Genomic DNA, 24,923 nt, shown 5'->3' on the forward strand with positions numbered 1-24,923 from the left:
TCAGCTTACCGCGCCTTTTGAGCACCGAAGCCGACAATTTGCGGAACGATCGGGGAATCTTGCTAGTCCGAATTGGCGTATTTTCATGTTATAAAGCCGTGCGCACAACCCATTTCGAACGGAATAAGCCGATCGCATACCAGGCGGCCTACGCGGCCCTGCCGCAGCGACGAAAGCATCGCATCAGATGAAAAAAGGTTTTTACACCATCATGGCCGCGCAGTTTTTCTCGTCGCTGGCCGACAATGCGCTCCTCATCGCCGCCATCGCCCTGCTGAAAGACCTCCACGCCCCCAACTGGATGACACCGCTGCTGAAGCTGTTCTTCGTGTTGTCGTACGTGGTGCTGGCGGCGTATGTCGGTGCGTTCGCGGATTCGCGCCCGAAGGGCCGCGTGATGTTCATCACGAACTCGATCAAGGTGATCGGCTGCCTGATCATGCTGCTCGGCGCCCATCCGCTGATCGCGTACGGGATCGTCGGCTTCGGCGCGGCCGCCTACTCGCCCGCCAAATACGGGATTCTCACCGAGCTGCTGCCGGCCGACCGGCTGGTCGCCGCGAACGGCTGGATCGAAGGCACGACCGTCAGCTCGATCATCCTCGGCACCGTGCTCGGCGGCGCGCTGATCAGCCCGCACATCGCCTCGCACGTGATCGCGCACACGCCCGCCTGGATCGGCACGCCCGCCGAAGCGGCGATGGCGATCATCATGGCGATCTACGTGGTCGCCGCGCTGTTCAACCTGCGCATTCCCGACACGGGCGCCCGCTACCCGAAGCAGGAACGCGGCCCGGTCAAGCTCCTCACGGATTTCGCCGACTGCTTCATGGTGCTGTGGCGCGACAAGCTCGGGCAGATCTCGCTGGCCGTCACGACGCTGTTCTGGGGCGCGGGCGCGACGCTGCAGTTCATCGTGCTGAAGTGGGCCGAGGTATCGCTCGGCATGTCGCTGTCGGAAGGCGCGATCCTGCAGGCCGTGGTCGCGGTCGGCGTCGCGGCCGGCGCGATCGCCGCCGCCGCCCGGATCCCGCTGAAGAAGTCGCTGACCGTGCTGCCCGTCGGCATCATCATGGGCATCGCGGTGATGCTGATGGCGTTCTACACGCGCGACCTGTTCCCGGCGCACTGGGCCGTGCACGTCGGCCACCTGCGCATGCCCGTCTACCTGATCATCGCGTATCTCTTCCTGATCGGCGTCGGCGCGCTGTCGGGCTACTTCGTCGTGCCGATGAACGCGCTGCTGCAGCATCGCGGCCACGTGCTGCTGTCGGCCGGCCACTCGATCGCGGTGCAGAACTTCAACGAGAACCTGTCGGTGCTCGTGATGCTGTGCCTGTACGCGGTACTCGTGTGGCTCGACGTGCCGGTCGGCGTCGTGATCGTGCTGTTCGGCACGTTCGTCTGCCTGACGATGTGGCTCGTGATGCGCCGCCACCAGGCGAACCAGCGTCAGTTCGACTCGGTCGCGCTGATCGGCGAATCGCGGCACTGACGCTACACTTCCCGTTTCCGTCCGCCGGCGCCGGTCTTCGAACCGGCGCGCTGCCCTCATGACGCACCCGATACCCAACCTCCTGACGATCGCCGGCTCCGATTCGGGCGGCGGCGCAGGCATCCAGGCCGACCTGAAGACCTTTTCCGCGCTCGGCGCGTACGGCGCGAGCGTGATCACCGCGCTGACCGCGCAGAACACGCGCGGCGTGACGGGGGTACACGCGCCGGACGCCGCATTCGTCACCGCGCAGCTCGACGCGGTGTTCGACGACATCCGCATCGATGCGGTCAAGATCGGCATGCTCGCGAACGCGGCGATCGTCCACGCGGTCGCCGACGCGCTGCGGCGTTACGCGCCGCGCTTCGTCGTGCTCGACACGGTGATGATCTCGAAGAGTTCGCACGCGCTGCTCGCGCCCGATGCAGTCGATGCGCTGCGCGACGCGCTGCTGCCGCTCGCGACGGTCGTCACGCCGAACCTGCCCGAAGCGGCCGCGCTGCTGGGCGATGCGCCCGCCACCACCGAGGACGACATGGTCCGGCAAGGCCACGCGTTGCTGCAAACGGGCGCGCGCGCGGTGCTGATGAAAGGCGGTCACCTGCCCGACGCGTCCGCGAGCCCCGACTGGCTCGTCGAGGCGGCGCGCGCCGTGCGGCTCGACGGCGCGCGCGTGCCGGTCAGCAACACGCACGGCACCGGCTGCACGCTGTCGTCGGCGATCGCCGCACTGCTGCCGCAGCAGCCCGACCTCGAAAGCGCGGTGCGTGAAGCCAAGGCCTACCTGACCGGCGCGATCGCCGCGAGCGGGCACCTCGACGTCGGCCGCGGCGTCGGCCCCGTCCATCACTTTCATCGCTGGTGGTAAGGGCCCGCTGACGCGGCGTCAGTGATCCTGCGCGGCGAACGCCCGCGCACGCGCCGGCCAGTCGTCGGGCACGACGAAGCCGCGCGCCGTTTCGCGCCACGTGCCGTCGCTGCCCTTTTCATGGATGCCGATCAATGAGGGCGCCTCGCGCGTCAGCACGGGCGGCAGTTCCAGGGCCGCCGCCAGCGGTTCGGGTTCGAAGCCGGCATCGGCGGCAACCCGCCGCGGCGCGAGCCACGCCAGCCGCGGCAATACACTCCACGCGAGACCGGCACGCTGCGCGGCCGCCCACGCCCGCCACTGCGCGTGCGTCAGCCAGAATCCACGCGGATGATCCGGCGCGATTTCCGCTGAAACCGGCGGCAACGGCGCGCCGTGCGGATAGAACAGCCAGCCCTTGATGAACATCTGCGCGTCGGACGGCGCGCCATAGCCGAGCCGCGCGAACCCGTCGTGTTCGCCGAGCCGCAACTGGTGATCGAGCAACCGGCCGCGCTTGCGGTCGAACCGGTCGACGAGATTGGGGCCGACGAAATCGGCGAGCGTCGCGCCATCGTGCACCGGTGCGCACAGATAGCACTTCACCGCGAGTTCCCAATGCAGGCGCTGCCCGTCCGGCGCGTCGACGAGGAAATCGACTTCGCCGAGCGTCCTGCCGTTGCTGCGCAGCGGGAGATTGGCCGCGACCAGCCGCAGCGACGGGCCGTGCGTGAGGAAGTATTCGAGCAGGCATTCCGCGTAACGGCCGAGCCGGGTCGGCCGGAACCCATCGAGCGCGCGATGCAGCGGCTCGGGCTGCGCATCGAGCGCGGCGAGCCACGCTTCGACGGCCGCTCGCCCGGCCGCATCCGGCCACGGCCGCGCAAGCGGCGCGCCCGGCACCGCGGTCAGCAGGCTCGGGCTGGCCAGCAGCCAGCCGAGATCGCGAACCGCGGTATCGCGCAGCGTATCGACGAATGCGTACGCCGCGCCGGTCGTCATTGCCCGGCCGGCCCGCTCGCGTCGGCGCCTTCCGTACGCTGGAACGTGTCGCGCGCAAGGCACAGGTCGGCCCACGCCTTCGACTTGTCCTGCAGGCTGCGCAACAGGTACGCCGGGTGATAGGTGACGATCACCGGCACGCCTTCGTAGGCATGCACGCGGCCGCGCAGCGACGCGATGCTCGCGTCCGTCTTCAGCAGCGTCTGCGCGGCGAAACGGCCGAGCGCGACGATCAGCTTCGGCTTCACGAGCGCGACCTGGCGCTGCAGATAAGGCTCGCAGCTGGCGACCTCGTCCGGCTCCGGGTTGCGGTTGCCGGGCGGGCGGCACTTGATCACGTTCGCGATGTACACGTTGTCGCCACGCTTGAGGGACAGCGACTGCAGCATGTTGTCGAGCAGCTTGCCGGCCTGGCCGACGAACGGCTCGCCCTGCTTGTCCTCGTTTTCGCCCGGCGCTTCACCGATCAGCATCCAGTCGGCTTCGCGGTCGCCGACGCCGAACACCGTGTTGGTCCGCTTCTCGCACAGCCGGCACAGCGTGCAGTCGGCCACGCGCGCGGCCAGCGCCTCCCAGTCGAGGGCGGCGACCGACGGGCCGGCGGGGGGCGCTTCGGCCACCGGCGCGGGATCGCCCGGCGGCGCCGCGTCGAACCAAGCGAAATCGTCGGCGCCGGCGGGCGGCACGTCGTCCATCGGCGGGATCGTGTCGGCCGAGGCAACCGGCGCGGGCGCGCGATCGCCCGCGGCAACACGGCGCGCCGGTGCAGCATCGTCTGCGCTTACCGCTGCAGGCGACGCATCGTCTTGTACCGGCGGGCGCGCCATGCGTCCCGGCCGCTCGGCCGCGGCGGCGGACACCCCGTCGTCCGCCCCGGCTTGCGCAAGAACGGGCGCTTCGGCCGCCGCACCGTTATCCGCGCGCTGCCCGCGTCGCACCCAGATCTGCGCGAGGCCCAGTTCCTCGAGCGCCGCTTCAGCCCATGCCATGCGCGTTCCCCTCGTCCTTGTTCAGCGTCAGACGCATCACGATCGCGTCCTCCCGGCTGCGATGCTTCGCCGGATAGTAGTTCTTGCGGCGGCCGATCGTCACGAAGCCGAACCGTTCGTACAGATGAATCGCACGCGGATTGGACGGCCGCACCTCGAGCAGCACCCCGTCGAGCCGCTCCGCGCGCGCAATGCGCACGGCCTCGCGCAGCAGCGCAAGGCCCGCGCCCGCGTGCTGCGCGGCCGGCGCGACGCACAGGTTCAGCAGGTGCATCTCGTCGATCACGGGCATCAGCACGCAATAGCCGACGAGCGTCCCCGTCACGTGCCGCAGGCACACGCCCAGGTAGCCGTTGCGCAACGAATCCTCGAAGTTGCCGCGGCTCCACGGGAATTCGTACGCGACGTGCTCGATCGCGACGACCTCGTCGAGATCGGCGTCCGTCATCGGCGTGAGATAGCGGTCGCTCAGCAAAACCCCTGTCATCCCTTCGCTCCGCCCGTCTGCGCGGCCCGTGCCGCGACGCGCTCGGCAGTCGTCTGCGCGACCTTGTCACGTACGTATTCCGGCGCGGCCTGATCGGCCGGCACCACCCGCCCGGCGCGGAAGGCGCGCAGCGCGGCATGCGCGACGGCCAGCGCATGCGGCATCGCGTCGCCGTCGATCACGGCCACACGCGCCGCGGCCGGCAACTGCGCGCCGAACGCGGCGGCCGCGTTGCCCGCGAGCGTGAACGGCGCGTCGGGCACACCGACGGCACCCGGCGCATCGAGCGAAGCCGGATGCAGCGTGCGCCAGTCGCCGGCGGCGGCGTCCCATTCGAAATCGGCCCAGTAGGCCTCATCCATCCGCGCATCCAGCGCGGCCAGCACGCGGGTCGTGCCGGGTGCGCGCAGCCGCGCGTGCTCGGCGCACGCGAGCAGCGTGCCGATCGGCACGACCGGCAGCCCGCCGCCGAACGCGAGGCCTTGCGTGATGCCGGTCGCGGTGCGCAGGCCCGTGAACGAGCCGGGGCCCGCGCCGAACGCGATCGCGTCGCAATCGGCGAGCGTCAGCCCCGATTCGGCGAAGAGTTCCTGGATCGCCGGCAGCACGCGCGTGCTCGACACGGCGCCCGTCGGTTCGTGGCGGACCCAGGTTTGCGGGGAGGAAACGGCGTCATCGGCATGGGCCGAGCGCAGCAGCGCGACCGAGCAGTATTCGGTCGACGTATCGATGGCGAGGAGCACTGTTTGCGTCATGGCCGACATTGTAATGCGGCGCCCCGCTCCCACGGGCGATCGGGACCGATCCGTGCGCATACGCGGCAGCGGCGGCGGTTTGGAAGGATCGCTCGACCCCGCGCGGCGGTCCGCTTGTTAAGATCGCCCGATCTGAAACCCTTACGGAGACACCCGATGAGCGAACTCGCCGCCCAATTCGACCAGGCCCAGATCGATGTCAAGCAACTGACCGAACGCCCGGGCAACCTGACCCTGCTGCGCCTCTACGCGCTGTTCAAGCAGGCCACCGACGGCGATGCGCATGGCGACAAGCCCGGCTTCACCGACATCGTCGGCAAATACAAGTACGACGCGTGGGACGCGCTGAAGGGCACGTCGCCGGATGCGGCAAAGCAGCAGTACGTCGAACTCGTCGAATCGCTGAAAAACGGCACGGCTTCCTGAGCGGATCGCCCGCCGCCGCAATAGGCAATCAAATCAGTGGCGCAGCGCAGCAAATATCTTTATAATGCTGGCTGCGTCACCTCCCGCGCTCGGCTCGCAAGCCGTTCCGGCCAGACGCCTCGTAGCGTTAAGCTCCAATCCGGTTTAGAACCTGTCCCCTCCTGCTTCGACCTTCGCGGTCGTCACTTATCAGGCTGGCGGCCCCGCTCCTGAAGCGCGCCGCACCCAAAACAGCTTCTAATGCCTCATCCGCCGACGGTTCGGCGGATTGCACCCGTTTCCCGATTTGCTCGCTGAATCCGACGACTTGGGTATGCGCGATTGGCGCCGACGTTTCACCCACTGTGTTTCAAGGATTGTTATGACTTCGAGCATCAACTCCAGCCCGCTCAACGCGATCGCCGACCAGGCGCTCGGTCTCGACGACGCCGCCGCACCGGCCGCGGTCGAACCGGCGTCGGACGAGCCGAGCTTCGCGTCGCTCGGGTTGTCGCCGGAGATCGTCTCCGCGCTGCAGGCCGCCGGCTACGTGAAGCCGACGCCGGTCCAGCAGCGCGCGATTCCGGCCGGCATCGCCGGCCGCGACCTGCTGGTGTCGAGCCCGACCGGTTCGGGCAAGACCGCCGCATTCATGCTGCCCGCGATCGAACGTTTCGCGCAGCTCCAGAAGACGCTGGCGCAGCAACCGCGCGCGCCGCGTGAACCGAACCAGGGCGACCGCCGTGCGCGCCGCCCGCAACCCGTCGCGCGCCCGGGCCTGCTCGTGCTGACGCCGACCCGCGAACTCGCGATGCAGGTCACCACGGCCGCATCGACGTACGGCAAGCACCTGAAGCGCCTGCGCACGGTCAGCATCCTCGGCGGCGTCGCCTACGGCCAGCAGCTGATGCTGCTCGCGAAGAACCCAGAAATCCTGGTCGCCACGCCGGGCCGTCTGCTCGATCACCTCGAGCGCGGCCGTATCGACCTGTCCGAACTGAAGATGCTCGTGCTCGACGAAGCCGACCGCATGCTCGACATGGGCTTCATCGAAGACATCGAAACGATCGTCGACGCCACGCCCGCGTCGCGCCAGACGATGCTGTTCTCGGCCACGCTCGACGGCAAGATCGGTTCGCTGACGAGCCGCCTGCTGAAGGATCCGGAACGCATCGAGATCCAGCAGCGCCTCGAGTCGCGCGCCAACATCGCGCAGACCGTGCACTACGTCGACGACCGCGACCACAAGGATCGCCTGCTCGATCACCTGCTGCGCGACGACGCACTCGACCAGGCCATCATCTTCACGGCGACCAAGATCGACGCCGACCAGCTCGCCGGCCGTCTTGCCGATGCAGGCTTCGAATCGGCCGCGCTGCACGGCGACCTGCCGCAGGGCGCGCGCAACCGCACGATCCGTGCGCTGCGCGAGCGCCGCGTGCGCGTGCTGGTGGCCACCGACGTCGCGGCACGCGGCATCGACATCCCGGGCATCACGCACGTGTTCAACTACGACCTGCCGAAATTCGCGGAAGATTACGTTCACCGTATCGGCCGTACCGGCCGCGCAGGCCGTTCGGGCACGGCAGTGAGCCTCGTGCACCACGCCGAGCAAGGCGCGCTCAAGCGCATCGAGCGCTTCGTGCGCTCGCCGCTGCCGGTCAACGTGATCGAAGGGTTCGAGCCGCGCAAGGCGCCCCCGCGCAACGGCGGCACCGGCGGCCGCGGCCGTCCGGGCGGCGGTAACGGCGGCGGGCGTCGCTTCGGCGGCAAGCCGGGCGGCGGTTACGCCGGCAACGGCAGCGGCGGCCGCAGCTACGGCGGCGGCAATGGCGGCGGCTGGAGCGGCAAGCCGGGTGGCAGCCGTGACGGCGGCCCGCGTCGCGACGGCCAGCGCAGCGGCGGCCCGCGCCGCAGCAACTCCGCGTCGTAAGCACGCACGGGCGGCGCCTCGCCGCCGCCCCATGGATGGGCCCCACCCGTCCAGCCGACCGGCGCACCTGCGCCGGTTTTTTTCGCCTCGCCCGACATTTCACGATGCGAAAAATTTTTTTGCGTCGTAAAAAATCATGTTGCACGGCACAACCGGTGCGATTGCGGGATGGGAAAGAGCATTTCTTATCTCGAAATGATAAATATAAATCGTTGATTTAAAACGGTTAAAAATTTACCCGATCCCGTGCAAAGCCCCCTGTTTCGCGCCTGCCGATTTGCCTAGACTCTTATACAAGACTTCACGAAACGGAATGGCACGCGCCCCGCTTCGCGAACCGCATCACGACCGTCAGATTCGGCGCATTCGGCAATACACCGCATCAAGGAGCTCATCATGTCGCGTCAGCAACAGGCACTGGAACTGCAGAAGCAATGGGAAACCGATCCGCGCTGGAAGGGCATCAAGCGCGGCTACTCGGCGGAGGACGTCGTCCGCCTGCGCGGCTCGGTCCCGATCGAGCACACGCTGGCCAAGCGCGGCGCGGAAAAGCTGTGGGGCCTCATCAACAACGAACCGTTCGTCAACGCGCTCGGCGCGCTGACCGGCAACCAGGCGATGCAGCAGGTGAAGGCCGGCCTGAAGGCCATCTACCTGTCCGGCTGGCAAGTGGCCGGCGATGCGAACGTCGCGGGAGAAATGTACCCGGACCAGTCGCTGTACCCGGCGAACTCGGTGCCGCTCGTCGTGAAGCGCATCAACAACACGCTGACGCGCGCCGACCAGATCCAGTGGTCGGAAGGCAAGAACCCGGGCGACGAAGGTTATGTCGACTTCTTCGCACCGATCGTCGCCGACGCGGAAGCCGGTTTCGGCGGCGTGCTGAACGCGTTCGAGCTGATGAAGGCGATGATCGAGGCCGGCGCATCGGGCGTCCACTTCGAGGACCAGCTCGCGTCGGTGAAGAAGTGCGGCCACATGGGCGGCAAGGTGCTGGTGCCGACGCGCGAAGCCGTCGCGAAGCTGTCGGCCGCGCGTCTCGCGGCCGACGTGATGGGCACGCCGACCGTGCTGGTCGCGCGTACCGACGCGGAAGCGGCCGACCTGATCACGTCCGACGTCGACGACAACGACAAGCCGTTCCTGACCGGCGAGCGCACGGTGGAGGGCTTCTTCCGCACCAAGCCGGGCCTCGGGCAGGCGATCTCGCGCGGCCTCGCGTACGCGCCGTACGCCGACCTGATCTGGTGCGAAACCGGCAAGCCGGATCTCGAGTACGCGAAGAAGTTCGCGGAAGCGATCCACAAGCAGTTCCCGGGCAAGCTGCTGTCGTACAACTGCTCGCCGTCGTTCAACTGGAAGAAGAACCTCGACGACGCGACGATCGCGAAGTTCCAGAAGGAACTCGGTGCGATGGGCTACAAGTTCCAGTTCATCACGCTGGCCGGCTTCCACGCGCTGAACTACTCGATGTTCAACCTCGCGCACGGCTATGCCCGCACGCAGATGAGCGCGTTCGTCGAATTGCAGCAGGCCGAGTTCGCGGCCGCCGACAAGGGCTTCACGGCCGTCAAGCATCAACGCGAAGTCGGCACCGGCTACTTCGACGCGGTGACGCAGACGGTCGAGCGCGAAGCGTCGACGACCGCGCTGCACGGCTCGACCGAGGACGAACAGTTCTTCGACGGCAAGAAGGTCGCGTAACACGCGCAAACGCCGCGCCGGGGCGCGCCTCGTCACGGCGCGGCGCCGGCCACCGGACAACAATCAGGGAGGAGACGGCAGGCGCGCGATGCGAATCGCGCGACCGGCCGCGCGGCCTGCGGGCCGCCTGCAACGATGCGCGCCGGCTTCGTCCGGCGCGCCCTTTTTTGCGACGCTGGCCGCCCGGCCGAGGGCGGCACCGCCCTACCGATAAACGATCACCGGAATTTTCGTATGGGTCAGCACGCGCTGCGTCTCGCTGCCGATCAGCAGGCTGCCGAGCCCGCGGCGTCCGTGGGACGCCATGAAGATCACGTCGCAACCGCCGCGTTCGGCCGCCTCGATGATGCCGAGATACGGCGACGGATGCACGCTCGTCCACGTGTCGCAGACGACACCGGCCGCCCGCGCGGCCGCTTCGACCTCGCCGAGATGCGCGCGTGCCTCGCGCTCGCTGCGCGCGCGGAAATCGGCGGGCGGTTCGATGATCACTTCGGAAAACGGCGAGTACGGGTACTGCGGCAGGCACGCGTAGGCCGTCACGCGCGCGCCGACCGCGCGCGCCAGGTCGATCGCGCCGTCGATCGCCTTCTGCGACAGTTCGGAACCGTCGGTTGGAACGAGGATGTGCCGGAACATCGCGCCCTCCTTCGTCAATCGCACGCCGCGCGCCGCGAGCCCAGCGGGACCGGCCGCGACGCATCGGAGATGCCTCCTACGATTGTAGTGCGCGAAATCGCTCGACCGGCACCGGCAGCGGGTTCGCCCTCATATCGGAAACGCGCGGGCGCGCGCCGCCTGCTCGCCCCAATAACCGGGCTGCTCGTACGTGTGCTTCAGGTAATCGAGAAACAGGCGCACGCGCAGCGGCAGATGACGGCGCTGCGGAAACACCGCGTGGATGCCGATCGGCGGCGCGGCAAACGCGTCGAGCACGCTGACGAGCCGGCCGGCCGCGATGTCGTCGCCGACCTCCCACCACGAACGCCATGCCAGGCCGTAACCTTCGAGGCACCACTCGTGCAGCACCGCGCCGTCCGAGCATTCCATCGTGCCGTTCACGCGGATCGACACGACCTTGTTGCCCTCCTGGAACGTCCAGCCGCGCTGCTGGTTCGCGTTCGCCGCGAGCGCGAGGCAGTTGTGCCGTGCCAGCTCCGCGAGCGTGACCGGCGTGCCGCGCCGCGCCAGATAGGCGGGAGACGCGACGCAGACGCGGCGGTTCTTGCCGAGCTTCAGCGACACGAGCGACGAATCGGGCAGCTCGCCGAGCCGCACCGCGCAATCGAACCCCTCGTTGACGAGGTCGACCATCCGGTCGGACAAGTCGAGCGTGACCGATACGTCCGGATGCCCGACGCTGAATTCGGGCACGAGCGGCGCGACGTGCCGCCGGCCGAAGCCGGCCGGCGCGGAAATCCGCAGGTGGCCGCTCGCCTTGACGCCGCCGGCCGACACGCTCGCCTCCGCGTTCTGCATGTCGTTGATGATCCGCTGGCAATCCTCGAGAAACGCCGAGCCTTCGAACGTCAGCGTGAGCTTGCGCGTGGTGCGCACCAGCAGCTTCACGCCGAGCCGCTCCTCGAGCGCGTCGAGGCGGCGGCCGATGATCGCCGGCGCGACCCCTTCCGCGTGCGCGGCCGCCGACAGGCTGCCCTTCGCCGCGACCGCGGCGAACGTTTCGATCTGCTTGAACCGGTCCATGAGTCGCGAGGACGGCACCGCCGTCCGTCAAATAGCTTGAGCCGCTCAAGATTAGGTATATGAAAGTAAAAGATCAAGTGATGAATAGCGTCTTTTTTAGACCATACGATCACGAATAGAATCGATCCGACCTCTGAAACTGGAGCGCAAGGCTATGTCGGCCACAACGACACTCTCCTCTCCCGACGCCATCCTCTTCGACGCATTCGGCACGTTGTTCGACGTGCGCGCGGTCCTGGCCGCGGCGGAGCAGATGTTTCCCGGACACGGGGAACGGTTGTCGCAGCTGTGGCGACGCAAGCAAATCGAATACTCGCAACTGCGCACGCTCGCCGATCCGGGCGGTGCGCGCTATCGCCCGTTCCGGGACATCACGCTCGACGCGCTGCGCTTCGCCGCGCGCCGGCTCGGCCTGGCGCTGAACAGCGCGGCCGAGAAGCGGCTGATGGACGAATACGCGTGCCTGTCCACCTATCCCGACACCGTGCCCGCGCTGCGCAAGCTGCGCGCGCTCGAACCGCGCCCGCCGCTCGGGATCCTGTCGAACGGCACCCCGCAGATGCTCGACATCGCGATCAAGAGCGCCGGCATGTCCGGACTGTTCGATCGCGTGCTGTCGGCCGACACGGCGCGTGCGTACAAGCCGAGTCCGGCCGCCTACGCGCTCGGCACCGCCGCGTTCGGGTCGAACCCGCGCGGCATCGTGTTCGTGTCGTCGAACGCGTGGGACGTCGCCGGTGCCGTCTGGTTCGGCTACACGACGTTCTGGCTCAACCGTACGGGCGCGCCCGCCGAGGAACTCGGCGCGCCGCCCGACGGCACGGGCACCGGCATGGCCGATCTGCTCGCCTTCCTCGCCGCCCCGGCTCCGTCCGGCAGGCCCGCAAACCGCACGCGCCCCGGCCCGGGCGCATGACGTTCGCGGCGCTGCCGCCTTCCCCCTTCACCGAAACCGCAACTGACCGACCAAGGAGATGAGACTCATGAGCACCCCGATCACGCTGCCGCAAGGCATGACGATCACCGGCGAAATCAAGCCGGGTTACGAAGCGATCCTGACGCCCGCGGCACTGGAACTCGTCGCCGCGCTGCACCGCGCGTTCGAACCGCGTCGCCAGACGCTGCTGCAGGCGCGCGTCGAGCGCACCAAACGCCTCGACGCGGGCGAGCGCCCCGACTTCCTGGCCGAAACGAAGTCGATCCGCGAAGGCGACTGGAAGGTCGCGCCGCTGCCGGCCGACCTGCAATGCCGCCGTGTCGAGATCACGGGGCCCGTCGAGCGCAAGATGATCATCAACGCGCTGAACTCGGGCGCCGATTCGTACATGACGGACTTCGAGGACTCGAATGCGCCGAGCTGGACCAACCAGATCGACGGCCAGATCAACCTGAAGGACGCGGTGCGCCGCACGATCTCGCTCGAGCAGAACGGCAAGTCGTACCGGCTGAACGACAAGGTCGCGACGCTGATCGTGCGTCCGCGCGGCTGGCACCTCGACGAGAAGCACGTGACGGTCGACGGCCAGCGCGTGTCCGGCGGCATCTTCGATTTCGCGCTGTTCCTGTTCCACAACGCGAAGGAACTGATCGCGCGCGGCTCGGGCCCGTACTTCTACCTGCCGAAGATGGAAAGCCATCTCGAGGCGCGCCTGTGGAACGACATCTTCGTCGCCGCGCAGGAAGCGGTCGGCGTGCCGCGCGGCACGATCCGCGCGACGGTGCTGATCGAGACGATCCTTGCCGCGTTCGAGATGGACGAGATCCTGTTCGAACTGCGCGAACACAGCTCGGGGCTGAACGCCGGCCGCTGGGACTACATCTTCTCGGCGATCAAGAAATTCAAGAACGACCGTGACTTCTGCCTCGCGGACCGTTCGAAGATCACGATGACGGTGCCGTTCATGCGCGCGTACGCGCTGCTGCTGCTGAAGACCTGCCACAAGCGCAACGCGCCGGCGATCGGCGGGATGAGCGCGCTGATCCCGATCAAGAACGATCCGGAAGCGAACGACAAGGCGATGGGCGGCGTGCGCTCGGACAAGCAGCGCGACGCGACCGACGGCTACGACGGCGGCTGGGTGGCGCACCCCGGCCTCGTGCCGATCGCGATGGAAGAGTTCGTCAAGGTGCTCGGCGACCGGCCGAACCAGATCGCGAAGCAGCGCGACGACGTGCAGGTCGAAGGCAGCAACCTGCTCGACTTCCAGCCGGAAGCGCCGATCACCGAGGCCGGCTTGCGCAACAACATCAACGTCGGCATCCACTACCTCGGTGCATGGCTCGACGGCAACGGCTGCGTGCCGATCCACAACCTGATGGAAGACGCGGCCACGGCCGAGATCTCCCGCTCGCAGGTGTGGCAGTGGATCCGCTCGCCGAAGGGCGTGCTCGACGACGGCCGCAAGGTCACGGCCGAGCTCGTGCGCGCATTCGCGAAGATCGAGCTCGACAACGTCAAGCGCTCGGTCGGCGGCAACACGCAGCCGTACGAGCGCGCCGCGGCCATCTTCGAACAGATGTCGACGTCGGAAGGCTTCACCGAATTCCTGACGCTGCCGCTGTACGAGGAAATCTGACGTCGCGACACGCAGCGACCGGCGGCCGGCCACGCGTCGCCGCCCGTCCCCTGCGATGACCGCAAAAAAGCGCCCCGCGGGGCGCTTTTTCATTTGACGCGAATCCGGCTGCCGCCGGAACGCTCACGCGGTTTCCTGCTCGCGTCGGTGCTGGGCCCAGTCACCCGATTCGATACGCGGACGCCCGGCGACCGCATGCGCGGCGATCGGATAATACAGGCATGCATACTGCCGGCCGCCCAGCGCGACGGTCACTTCTTCCGGCTTGAACAGCGAGTCGACGCCCGGATAGACGCGCTCGATCTCGTCGAGCACGGGGACGAGTCGCTCGTCGACCTCGTAGACATCGCCCCAGACCAGCGACTTGCCGGACACCGGCCCGGCGATCATTCCCGGATACGTGCCGAAATCGTACAGCTCGCCCGGCAGCGCGGCCGCGCCCAGCAGCGTCGGCGCCGCGATTCCGTGCCGTGCGGCCGCATGGCCGATGTCGTTGGCTTGTCCGGCACGCAAGGTGCCGTAGACGAATACGTAACGCATCGTGGTTCTCCTCTTCGATTCGTGATTGCCGTGTTCGCGCGCTTTACATGAAAATGCGCCTGCCACGATAGACCGCGATACCGGCCGGATGGTTCGAAGCCGCCGGCGCTCGCAGCGGCGGCCCGCTGCCCGGGAAGCGCCGGCGCCCACACAACGTTCATTTGAACACGGCATGATCGCCCGGGAAACCGCCGCATGCGCACGCGCTGCGCCTTCTAAAATAACGGCATCGCCGCCGCGCTGCCCGAACCGCCCATGAATCCGCCCGTCCAAGCCGACGCATCGAACCCGTACGACGTCATCGACATTCCGCCCGAATTCGCGCCGACCGCCGTCCATCCGATGCGCGTGCGCGCGCGGCAGGTCGACGCCGGCCGCCGCATCCCGCTGCATACGCACGCGTGGGCGCAGCTCGCGTATGCGTCGCGCGGCGTGCTGCGCGTCGCGACGACCGGCACGACGTGGATGGTGCCGCCGTCCCGCGCGATCTGGGTGCCGCCGCACGTGACGCACGAGGTCGTGATCGTCGAGGAGGCCTATCTGCGGACGCTGTATATCGACGAGTCGATCGTGCCGGACGGGCTCGACGCGTGCCGCGTCGTCGAGGTGACGGGGCTGCTGCGCGAGCTGATCGTCGCGCTCGACGCACGCGACCTGAGCGCCGCGCGCGAGCGGCTGCTGTGCGGCCTCGTGCTCGACGAGCTGAGCCACGCCGAACCGCTGCCGCTCGCGGTGCCGATGCCCGACGAGAAGCGTCTGCGCATGCTGTGCGAATCGGTGCTCGCGCACCCGGCGCATGCGGAGTCGCTCGAACACTGGGCGAGCGAGGTCGGCGCGAGCACACGCACGATTTCGCGGCTCTTCAAGCAGGAGCTGGGCGTGAGCTTTTCGCAGTGGCGCCAGCAGGCGCTGCTGGCGCGGGCGATCCCGCTGCTGAACCAGGGGCGCCCGCTGTCGCATATCGCGCGCGAACTCGGCTACCAGAGCCAGAGCGCGTTCTCGGCGATGTTCCGCCGTGCCTTCGGTCAAAGCCCGCGCGCGTTCATGCTGCGCGGCTACGAGCATCGCGGCGCGGAAGGCAGCCTCGCGGAAGACGAAACACCCGACGACAACGCGATCGACGCGGCTCGCTGACCGCGCGCCGCATCGCCGGACCGTCAGACCGGCCGCACCATGTGGCGGATCGAGCCCAGCTGCGAGAGCCGCGGCCCGGCGACCCGGTAGCCCATGCGCAGGTAAAGGCGCGCGGCGGGATTGTCGACGAACACGCGCAGCTGCAGTTCGTGCAGCCCGCGCGCACGCGCCCAGCGATGCGACATGTCGAGCATGTAGGTGCCGGCCCCCTGCCCGCGATGGCCGGCCGCGATCTGCACGTCGCGGATGTGCAGCGAATCGCCTTCCTCGGTCACGCGCAGCACGCCGATGCGCTCGCCGTCGGCCTCGAGGATGAAGTTCTCGGATTCACGCCAGCTCGCGTAGAACAGGTCGCTGCGCCACACGAGTCCATGGCGCTTGTAATAGCCGCCCATGTTGCCGTGCGTCAGCGCTTCGGCGAACGGGAAATCGCCGGGTTCCGCGGGCCGGAGCTGATACAGGAGTCGCAGGTCGGTCGGGTCGAGCATCACGCAGGGGTCAAGAACGCATCCCGCCACGATAGCGCAGTCGCGCGCGGATGCAATCGCGAATTTCTCGTAGCGGTGGGCGGGTGCGCGACCGGCGATATGCGCGACGACGATGCAAATGAAAAAGCCCGCACGAGGCGGGCTTCTTCATTTTTTGGCGGAGCGGACGGGACTCGCCTACATCCTGCAGGCCGCGGATGCGCGTGCACGCGCATCCCTTCGAGTCCCGCCGGAAGCCGCGCAGGCGGCTTCCTCCGCTCCGCGGTCACGCGCCCGCCAGCGGGCGCGACGACGATGCAAATGAAAAAGCCCGCACGAGGCGGGCTTCTTCATTTTTTGGCGGAGCGGACGGGACTCGAACCCGCGACCCCCGGCGTGACAGGCCGGTATTCTAACCGACTGAACTACCGCTCCAGTCTTGCTGCTTGCCTGGCAGGCGTCGGTTACTTCCTGCCGGCGCATCGTTTGTTCGAACGACGCCGAAATCTGGCGTCCCCTAGGGGATTCGAACCCCTGTACTCACCGTGAAAGGGTGATGTCCTAGGCCTCTAGACGAAGGGGACAACGTACTGCTTACATCCTTAACGAGAAAGCCCGTTCAAAAACGTTCTTTGAACGGGCTTCGTTCTGGCGGAGCGGACGGGGCTCGAACCCGCGACCCCCGGCGTGACAGGCCGGTATTCTAACCAACTGAACTACCGCTCCAGCTTTCTGCACCACCGCCTGCAGGATCTCGTCACGTTCCTGCACGCGTTGCGACACTTCGATGAAACGCCGCTGAATCTGGCGTCCCCTAGGGGATTCGAACCCCTGTACTCACCGTGAAAGGGTGATGTCCTAGGCCTCTAGACGAAGGGGACAACGTACTGCTTACATCCTTAATACAAAAGCCCGCTCAAAAACGTCTTGAACGGGCTTCGTTCTGGCGGAGCGGACGGGACTCGAACCCGCGACCCCCGGCGTGACAGGCCGGTATTCTAACCGACTGAACTACCGCTCCAGCTTTCTTACCCAACCCGCAGGACGTCGGTTACGTTCCTGCAAGCCTCGCGACACTTCTACGACGAAACGCCGCTGAATCTGGCGTCCCCTAGGGGATTCGAACCCCTGTACTCACCGTGAAAGGGTGATGTCCTAGGCCTCTAGACGAAGGGGACATGATCTTTTCAGATCCGTCTGACTTTCGCTATTCACTTCTGGTCAACAGCGAAGGCCGAAATTCTAACTGCTTTGAATCATTTTGTGAAGCATTTATTACCACCACTGCTTCGCAAATCAACTCAGCTTGTTCTGTTGGTGGAGGTAAGCGGGATCGAACCGCTGACCTCTTGCATGCCATGCAAGCGCTCTCCCAGCTGAGCTATACCCCCTTGCAGAACAGAAATGAGATTATATGGACCTACTTTGAACTTGTAAATACCCTTTTTGCGATTCGCGCGAAATATTTTGCGAAGCTGCCGCGCCCCCGCACGCGGACAGCTTCGTCGACGCACGACCTCAGGCGAGCGCGGCCTCGATGCGCGACACCACGACGTCGCGACCGAACAGCACGAGTACCGCATCGATCGACGGCGTATGCGTCGTGCCCGCCACCAGCAGACGCACCGGCATCGCGAGCTGCGGCATCTTCAGCTTGTGCGTGGCAAGCGTCGCCTTCAGCGCGGCCGACACCGCTTCCTTCGTCCAGTCGGCCGCCTTCAGCGCGGCGGCGAGATCGGCCAGCGCCGGGCGCACCGCATCGGTCACGTGCTGAGCAAGTGCGTCGGCTTCCGGTGCCGGCACCCGGTAGAACATCGTCGCGCCTTCGGCGATCTCCTTGACCGTCGTCGCGCGATCCTTCATCAGGCCGACCACCGCGTCGAGCGCCGGACCCGTCGCGATCGCCGCGTCGTCGATGCCGAGCGCGTCGAGGAACGGCTTCGCGAGTTCGGCAAGGCGCGCGTTGTCGGCTTCCTTGATGTAATGCGCGTTCAGCCAGCTCAGCTTGCTGTGGTCGTACTGCGCGGGCGACTTGCCGAGATGCTCGAGATCGAACCATTCGACGAACTGCTCGCGCGAGAAGATCTCGGCGTCGCCGTGCGACCAGCCGAGGCGTGCGAGATAGTTGACGACCGCCTCCGGCAGGAAGCCCGCGTCGCGGTACGCCATCACGCTCATCGCGCCGTGCCGCTTGCTCATCTTCTCGCCCTGCTCGTTCAGCACGGTCGGCAGGTGCGCGTAGACGGGCGGCTCGCCGCCGAGCGCATTCAGGATGTTGATCTGGCGCGGCGTGTTGTTCACGTGGTCGTCGCCACGGATCACGTGCGTGATGCCCATGTCCATGTCGTCCACCACCACGCAGAAGTTGTAGATCGGCGTGCCGTCCGGGCGCGCGATCACGAGGTCGTCGAGTTCCTCGTTCGAGATCTCGACACGCCCCTTCACCGCGTCGTCCCACACGACCGTGCCCGTCAGCGGATTGCGGAAGCGCAGCACGGGCTTCACGCCGGCCGGCGGCTCCGGCAGCACCTTGCCGGGCTCCGGACGCCACGTGCCGTCATAACGCGGCTTCAGGCCGGCTTCGCGCTGGCGCTCACGCAGCGCGTCGAGTTCCTCGGCCGACATGTAGCACGGGTAGGCGAGGCCCTTCTCGAGCATCTGCGCGAGCACCTCGCGATAGCGGTCCATCCGCTGCATCTGGTAGATCGGGCCTTCGTCGAAATCCAGGCCGAGCCATTGCATCCCCTCGAGGATCGCGTCGACCGCTTCCTGCGACGAACGCTCGACGTCGGTATCCTCGATGCGCAGCACGAACGTGCCCTTCATCTTGCGGGCGAATGCCCACGGATACAGTGCGGAGCGGATGTTGCCGAGGTGAATGAAGCCGGTGGGACTCGGCGCGAAGCGGGTACGGACAGGACGGGTCATAAACGGTAACTCGAACGCCTGGGGCGCATGAATGATTCGACGCGGGACGGCGGCGGCAGCCCGGACAGCAACGGAGCCGGCGACGCCCGGAACGGGAAAGAAGCCGGAATTATACTCGCGCCGGACATCGCGCCAAGCGCGCCGCTTGCTTTATGATGTGCGCGCCGCGGCCGCCAGCCGGCGCGGCGCCGGCCGCCCGGAACCTGCCGCGCGGCCGCTCGAAACCTATCGCCGCCGCGGGCCGTGTAACCCGCCGCCAAGCCGCCGGAGAACCATTCGATGTCGTCCCCTCGCCTGTCGCGCCGCCACTTCACGATCGCCTGCGCGTCCGCCAGCCTCGCCGCCTGCACGTCATTCGGCGACAAGTCCCGCCCCAACCCGGCCCAGTCGCAGGAGAAGCCCGTGAAGATCGGCATCGCGCTCGGCGGCGGCGCCGCGCGCGGCTTCTCGCACATCGGTGTGCTGAAGGCGCTCGAGGCGCGCGGCATCCCGGTCGAGATCGTCGCCGGCACGAGCGCGGGATCGGTGGTCGGCGCGCTGTATGCGTCCGGCATGAGCGCGCTGCAGATCAACAAGATCGCGCTCGACATGGACCAGGCGGCCATCAGCGACTGGGCGCTGCCGTTCCGCTCGCGCGGCCTGCTGCAAGGCGTCGCGCTGCAGAACTTCCTGAACAAGACGCTCAACAACCGGCCGATCGAGAAGATGGCGAAGCCGCTCGGCGTCGTCGCGACGGATCTGCAGAGCGGCCAGCCGATCCTGTTCCAGCAGGGCAACACCGGCCTCGCGGTGCGCGCGTCGTGCAGCGTGCCGTCGGTGTTCGAACCGGTGAAGATCGGCAATCGCGAATATGTCGACGGCGGCCTCGTGAGCCCGGTGCCCGCGTCGTACGCGCGCAAGATGGGCGCGAGCTTCGTGATCGCGGTCGACATCTCGGCGCGGCCGGACGGCGCGGCAACCAACAACCCGATCGAGATGCTGCTGCAGACCTTCACGATCATGGGCCAGACGATCAAGACCTACGAGCTCGACAAGTACGCGGACGTCGTGATCCGCCCGAACCTCGCGGCGATGGGCGGCAGCGACTTCAACCAGCGCAACGCGGCGATCCTCGCGGGCGAGGAAGCGGTCGCGCGGATCATGCCGGAACTGCAACGCAAGCTCGCGGCCGCGCGCGGCGTGGCTGCCGCGTAAGCCCGGCTGTCGCCGCAACGGGCGGCCCGGGCCGCCGCCTCGCGACCCGCCTCGCCACCAACGCCGGCCCCAAAAACAAAAAACCCTGCCGCCTTTCGGTGACAGGGTTTTTCCGGTCCGACCGACCGGCGAACGTCAGTTGTTGCCGTTCGCCGAATCGTCGCCGATCGTCGCGCGCACGCGCCGCAGGTCTTCCGGCTTCATCGCCGGGAATTCCGATTCGATGCGGCGCGCGCCGGTGAACCGCTTTTCCCAGTAGCCGCTGTCGAGATCGTCGACGCGAACGGTGCTGCCCGTCGACGGCGAGTGCACGAACTTGTTGTCGCCGATGTAGATGCCGACGTGCGAGAACGTACGGCGCATCGTGTTGAAGAACACCAGATCGCCCGGCTTCAGGTTGCTCATGCTCACCTTCTCGCCGACGCGGCTCATCTCTTCCGCGCGACGCGGCAGCGACATGCCGAGCGTGTCCTGGAACACGTAGCGGACGAAGCCGCTGCAGTCGAGGCCCGAATCCGGCGAGTTGCCGCCCCAGCGATAACGCACGCCGATCATGTTCAGCGCGCCGACGACCACGTCGCCCGCCTTGCCGGCCATGCCGGCGAGGAACGACTTCGCGCCGCCGCTCGACGGCTGCGTGCTGGCCTGCTGGAGGGAGGAACCCGACCCGATCTGAGTCGAATTGGTGACATTCTGGTTAAAACTGCTGACTTCGTCGGCGAACGCGCCGGGAGCTGCTGCGAACAGGGCGCCGATGAATAGCCCGGCGATGGTGCGCGCGCATGCCTGGGTCAGGGATCGATGCTGCATTGGTCGATGGAATGTGCTTAAAAATCAGCTGATTGGCGGAAAATTTCGGTCGATACTAGCCAGCGCGTAATCGTTTGTCAAAACAAATTAATAAATACAATCGAGATGATCAGACCATTGGACGCCTATCACGCTTTCCAGACCGCTTTCAACAGCTTTTGTGTGTAAGGATGTGACGGTCTAGCGAAGATGTCGGACACGTCCCCCGACTCGACGACGGCGCCGTCCTGCATCACCGCGACGCGGTGCGCCATCGCGCCGATCACCTCCAGGTCGTGGCTGATGAACACATAGCCGAGGTTGTATTTCTGTTGCAAATTCGCGAGCAGCTTCAGCACCTGCTGCTGGATCGACACGTCGAGCGCCGACGTCGGCTCGTCGAGGATCAGGATCCGCGGCTCCAGCACCAGCGCCCGCGCGATCGCGATCCGCTGGCGCTGGCCGCCCGAGAATTCGTGCGGATAACGCTGCAGCACCGTGCGGTCGAGGCCCACCTCGCGCAGCACCGCGAGCGACTTCGCGCGGCGCGCGTCGGGCGTCATGTCCGGGCGATGCAGTTCGAGCCCCTCGCCGACGATCCGCTCGATCGTGTGACGCGGCGAAAGCGAACTGAACGGATCCTGAAAGACCACCTGCATGTTCGAGCGCAGCGCGGTCTGCTCGCGGCCGCGATAGCTCGATAGCGCGCGCCCCTGGAATTCGATCTCGCCGCCGGCCGTCTTCTGCAGCCCGAGCAGCGCCATCGCGAGCGTCGACTTCCCCGACCCGGATTCCCCGACGATGCCGAGCGTCTCGCCCTGCCGCACCGACACCGACACGTCGGCGACGGCCGTCACCGGCACCGTGCCGAACCAGCCCGCGAAGCCCGGCCGCTTGCGCGCGAACTGCACGCTCACGTGTCGCGCGTCGAGCACGACGGGCGCGATCGGCATCACCGGCATGACCGTGCGCTGCGGCCGGCTGTTCAGCAGCCGCTGCGTATACGGATGCTCGGGTTGCGCGAAGATCCGCTCGACCGGCCCGCTCTCGACGAGCCGGCCATGCTCCATCACCGCGACGCGCTCGGCGAAATGCCGCACCAGATTCAGGTCGTGCGTGATCAGCAGGATCGCCATCCCGCGCTTTTCCGCTTCCTCGCGCTGCAGCTCCAGCAACAGGTCGACGATCTGCGCGCGGATCGTCACGTCGAGCGCGGTGGTCGGCTCGTCGGCGAGCAGCAGCCGCGGCCGGCACGCGAGCGCCATCGCGATCATCGCGCGCTGCCGCTGGCCGCCCGACAACTGGTGCGGATAGCTGTCGACGCGCCGGTCCGGCTCCGCGATGCCCGTGCGCGCGAGCAGCGCGATCGCGCGCTTGCGCGCCTCGACGGCCGAGACGCCGTCGTGCAGCACGATCGTCTCGCCGATCTGCACGCCGATCGTATACAGCGGGTTGAGCGCCGTCATCGGCTCCTGGAAGATCATCGCGATGTCCGAGCCGCGCAGCCCGCGCATCTCGCGCTCGCTCCTGGTCGAAAGGTCCTGCCCCGCGAAGCGGATCGCGCCGCTGACCTCCGCGTCGCGCAGCAACCGCAGGATCGACAGCGCGGTCACGCTCTTGCCGGAACCCGACTCGCCGACGAGCGCGACGCGCTCGCCGCGGCCGATCGCCAGCGTCACGTCGTCCACCGCGACCGTGTCGCCGAAGCGCACGCGCAGATGCTCGAGCGACAGCAGCGGCTCGTGCTGCGTCGATACGGTCGGCTCGCTCATCGCTGCCCTCCCGCCGCGCGCACCGAATCGGCGATCCGCGTGTCGAGCGCATTGCGCAGCGCATCGCCCATGAAGGTCAGCAGCAGCAGCGTCGCGACCAGCACGCCGAACGTCGACAGCGAGATCCACCACGCGTCGAGGTTGCCCTTGCCCTGCGCGAGCAATTCGCCGAGGCTCGGCGTCGGCGGCGGCACGCCCAGCCCGAGGAAATCGAGGCTCGTGAGCGCGAGGATCGAGCCGCTCATCCGGAACGGCAGGAACGTGATCACCGGCGTGAGGCTGTTCGGCAGCACGTGGCGCCAGATGATCTGCCAGTTCGTGAGCCCCATCGCGCGGGCCGCGCGCACGTAGTCCTGCGTGCGGTTGCGCAGGAACTCCGCGCGCACGTAGTCGGCGAGCCCGATCCAGCCGAACAGCGACAGCAGCACGATCAGCAGCAGGAAGCTCGGCTCGAAGATCGACGCGAAGATGATCAGCAGGTACAGCTCGGGCAGCGAGCTCCAGATCTCGATCAGCCGCTGCCCGACGATGTCGATGCGCCCGCCGAAGAAGCCCTGCACGGCGCCCGCGGCGATCCCGAGCAGCGTGCCGATCACGGTCAGGATCAGCCCGAACTCGACCGAGATGCGAAACCCGTAGACGAGCCGCGCGAGCAGGTCGCGCCCCTGCGCGTCGGTGCCGAGCCAGTTCTCGCGCGACGGAGGCGCCGGGTTCGGCACGTTCGAGAAGTAGTTCAGCGTGTCGTAGTAATAGCGGTTCGGCGGATAGACGACGAAGTTGCCGGGCGCCTCGAGCCGCTTGCGCACGTACGGATCGAGGTAGTCGGCCGGCGTCGGGAAATCGCCGCCGAAGGTCGTTTCCGGATACGCATGGAACATCGGGAAATAGGTCTGGCCGTCGTAGCGCACGACGAGCGGCTTGTCGTTCGACCACAGCGGCGCCGCGAGGCTCGCGGCGAACGCGACGACGAAGATCACGAAGCTCCAGTAGCCGAGACGCTGCTGCCTGAAGCGCTGCCACACGCGGCGCGCGGGCGACGGCGACACGCGCGCGCGCGCGGCGTCGATGCGGGATGACGCGACGGCCCGGTTCATCGCGCCCCTCGCCCGATCACGCCGGGCATGCGAATGGATCGTTTCATGTCAGCGTTCCAGGTTGTCGAATTGAATGCGCGGATCGACCCACACGTAGCAGAGATCGGAGAGCAGCTTGGTCGCGAGCCCGATCAGCGTGAACAGATACAGCGTGCCGAGCACGACCGGATAATCGCGCCGCACGACCGACTCGTACGACAGCAGCCCGAGGCCGTCGAGCGAGAACAGCGTCTCGATCAGCAGGCTGCCGGTGAAGAACGCGCCGATGAACGCAGCCGGGAAGCCGACGATCAGCGGCAGCATCGCGTTGCGGAACACGTGCTTCCACAGCACGCTGCGCTCGGAGAGCCCCTTCGCGCGCGCGGTCAGCACGTATTGCCGGCGGATCTGGTCGAGGAACGCGTTCTTCGTGAGCATCGTGACGACCGCGAAGCTGCCGACGACCGACGCCGTGATCGGCAGCGCGATGTGCCACAGGTAGTCGAGCACCTTGCCGACGAGCGACAGCTGCGCGAAATTGTCCGACGTGAGGCCGCGCAGCGGAAAGAGCTGCCAGAACGAGCCGCCGCCGAACAGCACGAGCAGCAGCACGCCGAGCACGAAACCCGGGATCGCATAACCGACGAGCACGACGAGGCTGGTCGCGACGTCGAACGGCGAACCGTTGCGCACGGCCTTCGCGATGCCGAGCGGCACCGAGATCAGGTACGTGAGGAAGAAGGTCCACAGCCCGATGCTGATCGACACGGGCAGCTTCTGCACGACCAGCGACCACACGCTCTGGTGGCGAAAGTAACTGTCGCCGAGATCGAAGCGCGCGAAGCGCTTGAGCATCAGCCAGTAGCGTTCGAGCGGCGGCTTGTCGAACCCGTACAGCGCCTTGAGCTGCGCGAGCTGCTGCGCGTCGACGCCGGTGTGCGCGCGCAGGCCGAACGGCACCGCGCCCTGCTCCGTCGCGCCCTTGCGCAATTCCTGCACGGCCTGCTCGACGGGGCCGCCCGGCACGAACTGGATCACCGCGAACGTCAGCGTCAGCACGCCGACGAGCGTCGGGATCATCAGCAGCAGGCGTTTGAGGATGTAGCTCCACATAGGGCGTCGACTCGTG

22 protein-coding genes and 7 tRNA genes are annotated in these 24,923 nt (G+C 67.3%); 9 read left to right on the forward strand and 20 right to left on the reverse strand.

All coding sequences use genetic code 11. The features are described from left to right. The first annotated feature begins 187 nt into the window (after positions 1-187). Both lplT and thiD read left to right on the forward strand, forming a co-directional pair. Positions 188-1,495, forward strand: coding sequence for a lysophospholipid transporter LplT (lplT, locus tag AC1VVG_RS10705; RefSeq protein WP_034188865.1), 1,308 nt, complete (start codon positions 188-190; stop codon positions 1,493-1,495). Between the two features lie 58 nt (positions 1,496-1,553). Continuing rightward, positions 1,554-2,363 carry a bifunctional hydroxymethylpyrimidine kinase/phosphomethylpyrimidine kinase gene (gene thiD / locus AC1VVG_RS10710; protein WP_482835610.1) on the forward strand — a complete coding sequence of 270 codons (810 nt, stop codon included), beginning with the start codon at positions 1,554-1,556 and terminating at the stop codon, positions 2,361-2,363. Between the two features lie 18 nt (positions 2,364-2,381). Here thiD and AC1VVG_RS10715 read toward each other — a convergent pair whose 3' ends face one another. From AC1VVG_RS10715 to tsaB, 4 genes are read right to left on the reverse strand one after another with little or no spacing between them, the layout of a single operon-like run. After that, complete coding sequence (locus AC1VVG_RS10715) at positions 2,382-3,344, reverse strand: DUF1853 family protein (protein WP_124610097.1); 963 nt, start codon at positions 3,342-3,344, stop codon at positions 2,382-2,384. Beyond that, positions 3,341-4,333 carry a uracil-DNA glycosylase gene (locus tag AC1VVG_RS10720; RefSeq protein WP_482835611.1) on the reverse strand — a complete coding sequence of 331 codons (993 nt, stop codon included), beginning with the start codon at positions 4,331-4,333 and terminating at the stop codon, positions 3,341-3,343. The genes AC1VVG_RS10715 and AC1VVG_RS10720 overlap by 4 nt, the downstream gene beginning before the upstream one ends. Then, positions 4,320-4,820, reverse strand: a complete 501-nt coding sequence (gene rimI / locus AC1VVG_RS10725; RefSeq protein ID WP_034188869.1) for a ribosomal protein S18-alanine N-acetyltransferase — start codon at positions 4,818-4,820, stop codon at positions 4,320-4,322. The genes AC1VVG_RS10720 and rimI overlap by 14 nt, the downstream gene beginning before the upstream one ends. Further along, complete coding sequence (gene tsaB, locus AC1VVG_RS10730; RefSeq protein WP_482835612.1) at positions 4,817-5,584, reverse strand: tRNA (adenosine(37)-N6)-threonylcarbamoyltransferase complex dimerization subunit type 1 TsaB; 768 nt, start codon at positions 5,582-5,584, stop codon at positions 4,817-4,819. The genes rimI and tsaB overlap by 4 nt, the downstream gene beginning before the upstream one ends. 147 nt (positions 5,585-5,731) lie before the next feature. Between tsaB and AC1VVG_RS10735 the strand changes: the two genes are divergently transcribed. From AC1VVG_RS10735 to aceA, 3 genes are all read left to right on the forward strand, one after another. Then, positions 5,732-6,001, forward strand: coding sequence for an acyl-CoA-binding protein (locus tag AC1VVG_RS10735; RefSeq protein ID WP_034188871.1), 270 nt, complete (start codon positions 5,732-5,734; stop codon positions 5,999-6,001). 361 nt (positions 6,002-6,362) lie between these two features. Then, the gene (locus AC1VVG_RS10740; protein WP_034188872.1) at positions 6,363-7,913 is read left to right on the forward strand and encodes a DEAD/DEAH box helicase; all 1,551 of its coding nucleotides are present in this window, start codon (positions 6,363-6,365) and stop codon (positions 7,911-7,913) included. A 396-nt stretch (positions 7,914-8,309) separates the two neighbouring features. Further along, a complete protein-coding gene (aceA, locus tag AC1VVG_RS10745; RefSeq protein ID WP_124610100.1) occupies positions 8,310-9,617 on the forward strand; it encodes an isocitrate lyase in 1,308 nt (435 codons plus the stop codon). Between the two features lie 204 nt (positions 9,618-9,821). Here the strand turns inward: aceA and AC1VVG_RS10750 are convergent, their stop codons facing one another. Continuing rightward, positions 9,822-10,256 (reverse strand): universal stress protein, encoded by a 435-nt coding sequence (locus AC1VVG_RS10750; RefSeq protein ID WP_034188874.1) that lies wholly within the window; start codon positions 10,254-10,256, stop codon positions 9,822-9,824. A 129-nt stretch (positions 10,257-10,385) separates the two neighbouring features. Further along, positions 10,386-11,321 (reverse strand): LysR family transcriptional regulator, encoded by a 936-nt coding sequence (locus tag AC1VVG_RS10755; protein ID WP_482835613.1) that lies wholly within the window; start codon positions 11,319-11,321, stop codon positions 10,386-10,388. Between the two features lie 154 nt (positions 11,322-11,475). Here AC1VVG_RS10755 and AC1VVG_RS10760 point away from each other — a divergent pair, with 154 nt between their 5' ends. Next, complete coding sequence (locus tag AC1VVG_RS10760) at positions 11,476-12,237, forward strand: haloacid dehalogenase type II (RefSeq protein ID WP_034188876.1); 762 nt, start codon at positions 11,476-11,478, stop codon at positions 12,235-12,237. Positions 12,238-12,304: 67 nt separating this feature from the next. Next, a complete protein-coding gene (aceB, locus tag AC1VVG_RS10765; RefSeq protein ID WP_482835614.1) occupies positions 12,305-13,897 on the forward strand; it encodes a malate synthase A in 1,593 nt (530 codons plus the stop codon). 123 nt (positions 13,898-14,020) lie between these two features. Here the strand turns inward: aceB and AC1VVG_RS10770 are convergent, their stop codons facing one another. After that, complete coding sequence (locus AC1VVG_RS10770) at positions 14,021-14,437, reverse strand: gamma-glutamylcyclotransferase family protein (protein WP_034188877.1); 417 nt, start codon at positions 14,435-14,437, stop codon at positions 14,021-14,023. A 255-nt stretch (positions 14,438-14,692) separates the two neighbouring features. Here AC1VVG_RS10770 and AC1VVG_RS10775 point away from each other — a divergent pair, with 255 nt between their 5' ends. Next, complete coding sequence (locus AC1VVG_RS10775) at positions 14,693-15,571, forward strand: AraC family transcriptional regulator (RefSeq protein WP_034188878.1); 879 nt, start codon at positions 14,693-14,695, stop codon at positions 15,569-15,571. A gap of 23 nt (positions 15,572-15,594) precedes the next feature. On the opposite strand, the gene AC1VVG_RS10780 is transcribed toward AC1VVG_RS10775, so the two are convergent. The 9 genes from AC1VVG_RS10780 to gltX form a co-directional block, all read right to left on the reverse strand. Then, the gene (locus tag AC1VVG_RS10780; RefSeq protein WP_034188879.1) at positions 15,595-16,059 is read right to left on the reverse strand and encodes a GNAT family N-acetyltransferase; all 465 of its coding nucleotides are present in this window, start codon (positions 16,057-16,059) and stop codon (positions 15,595-15,597) included. A gap of 337 nt (positions 16,060-16,396) precedes the next feature. After that, positions 16,397-16,473, reverse strand: a tRNA-Asp gene (locus tag AC1VVG_RS10785). A 73-nt stretch (positions 16,474-16,546) separates the two neighbouring features. After that, positions 16,547-16,622 (reverse strand) — tRNA-Glu (locus AC1VVG_RS10790). A 65-nt stretch (positions 16,623-16,687) separates the two neighbouring features. Then, positions 16,688-16,764: transfer RNA gene (locus AC1VVG_RS10795), tRNA-Asp, on the reverse strand. Between the two features lie 79 nt (positions 16,765-16,843). Then, positions 16,844-16,919, reverse strand: a tRNA-Glu gene (locus tag AC1VVG_RS10800). A gap of 63 nt (positions 16,920-16,982) precedes the next feature. After that, a tRNA-Asp gene (locus AC1VVG_RS10805) sits at positions 16,983-17,059 on the reverse strand. 81 nt (positions 17,060-17,140) lie between these two features. Then, positions 17,141-17,216: transfer RNA gene (locus AC1VVG_RS10810), tRNA-Glu, on the reverse strand. Between the two features lie 137 nt (positions 17,217-17,353). Next, positions 17,354-17,429 (reverse strand) — tRNA-Ala (locus AC1VVG_RS10815). A gap of 127 nt (positions 17,430-17,556) precedes the next feature. Then, on the reverse strand, positions 17,557-18,966 hold the full coding sequence (gene gltX, locus AC1VVG_RS10820) for a glutamate--tRNA ligase (RefSeq protein WP_034188880.1): 1,410 nt from the start codon (positions 18,964-18,966) through the stop codon (positions 17,557-17,559). A gap of 279 nt (positions 18,967-19,245) precedes the next feature. On the opposite strand from gltX, the gene AC1VVG_RS10825 reads away from it, so the two are divergent. After that, positions 19,246-20,160 (forward strand): patatin-like phospholipase family protein, encoded by a 915-nt coding sequence (locus AC1VVG_RS10825; RefSeq protein WP_034188881.1) that lies wholly within the window; start codon positions 19,246-19,248, stop codon positions 20,158-20,160. Between the two features lie 135 nt (positions 20,161-20,295). Here the strand turns inward: AC1VVG_RS10825 and AC1VVG_RS10830 are convergent, their stop codons facing one another. The 4 genes from AC1VVG_RS10830 to AC1VVG_RS10845 form a co-directional block, all read right to left on the reverse strand. Continuing rightward, positions 20,296-20,970, reverse strand: coding sequence for a C40 family peptidase (locus AC1VVG_RS10830; protein ID WP_034188882.1), 675 nt, complete (start codon positions 20,968-20,970; stop codon positions 20,296-20,298). 128 nt (positions 20,971-21,098) lie between these two features. Then, positions 21,099-22,721, reverse strand: a complete 1,623-nt coding sequence (locus tag AC1VVG_RS10835; protein WP_034188883.1) for an ABC transporter ATP-binding protein — start codon at positions 22,719-22,721, stop codon at positions 21,099-21,101. Beyond that, positions 22,718-23,815: an ABC transporter permease gene (locus AC1VVG_RS10840; RefSeq protein WP_034188884.1), complete on the reverse strand. Its 1,098-nt coding sequence runs from the start codon at positions 23,813-23,815 to the stop codon at positions 22,718-22,720. The genes AC1VVG_RS10835 and AC1VVG_RS10840 overlap by 4 nt, the downstream gene beginning before the upstream one ends. Positions 23,816-23,863: 48 nt before the next feature. Continuing rightward, the gene (locus tag AC1VVG_RS10845) at positions 23,864-24,907 is read right to left on the reverse strand and encodes a microcin C ABC transporter permease YejB (RefSeq protein ID WP_069245667.1); all 1,044 of its coding nucleotides are present in this window, start codon (positions 24,905-24,907) and stop codon (positions 23,864-23,866) included. Positions 24,908-24,923 lie beyond the last annotated feature (16 nt).

It is taken from the genome of Burkholderia sp. L-4 (assembly GCF_056856535.1).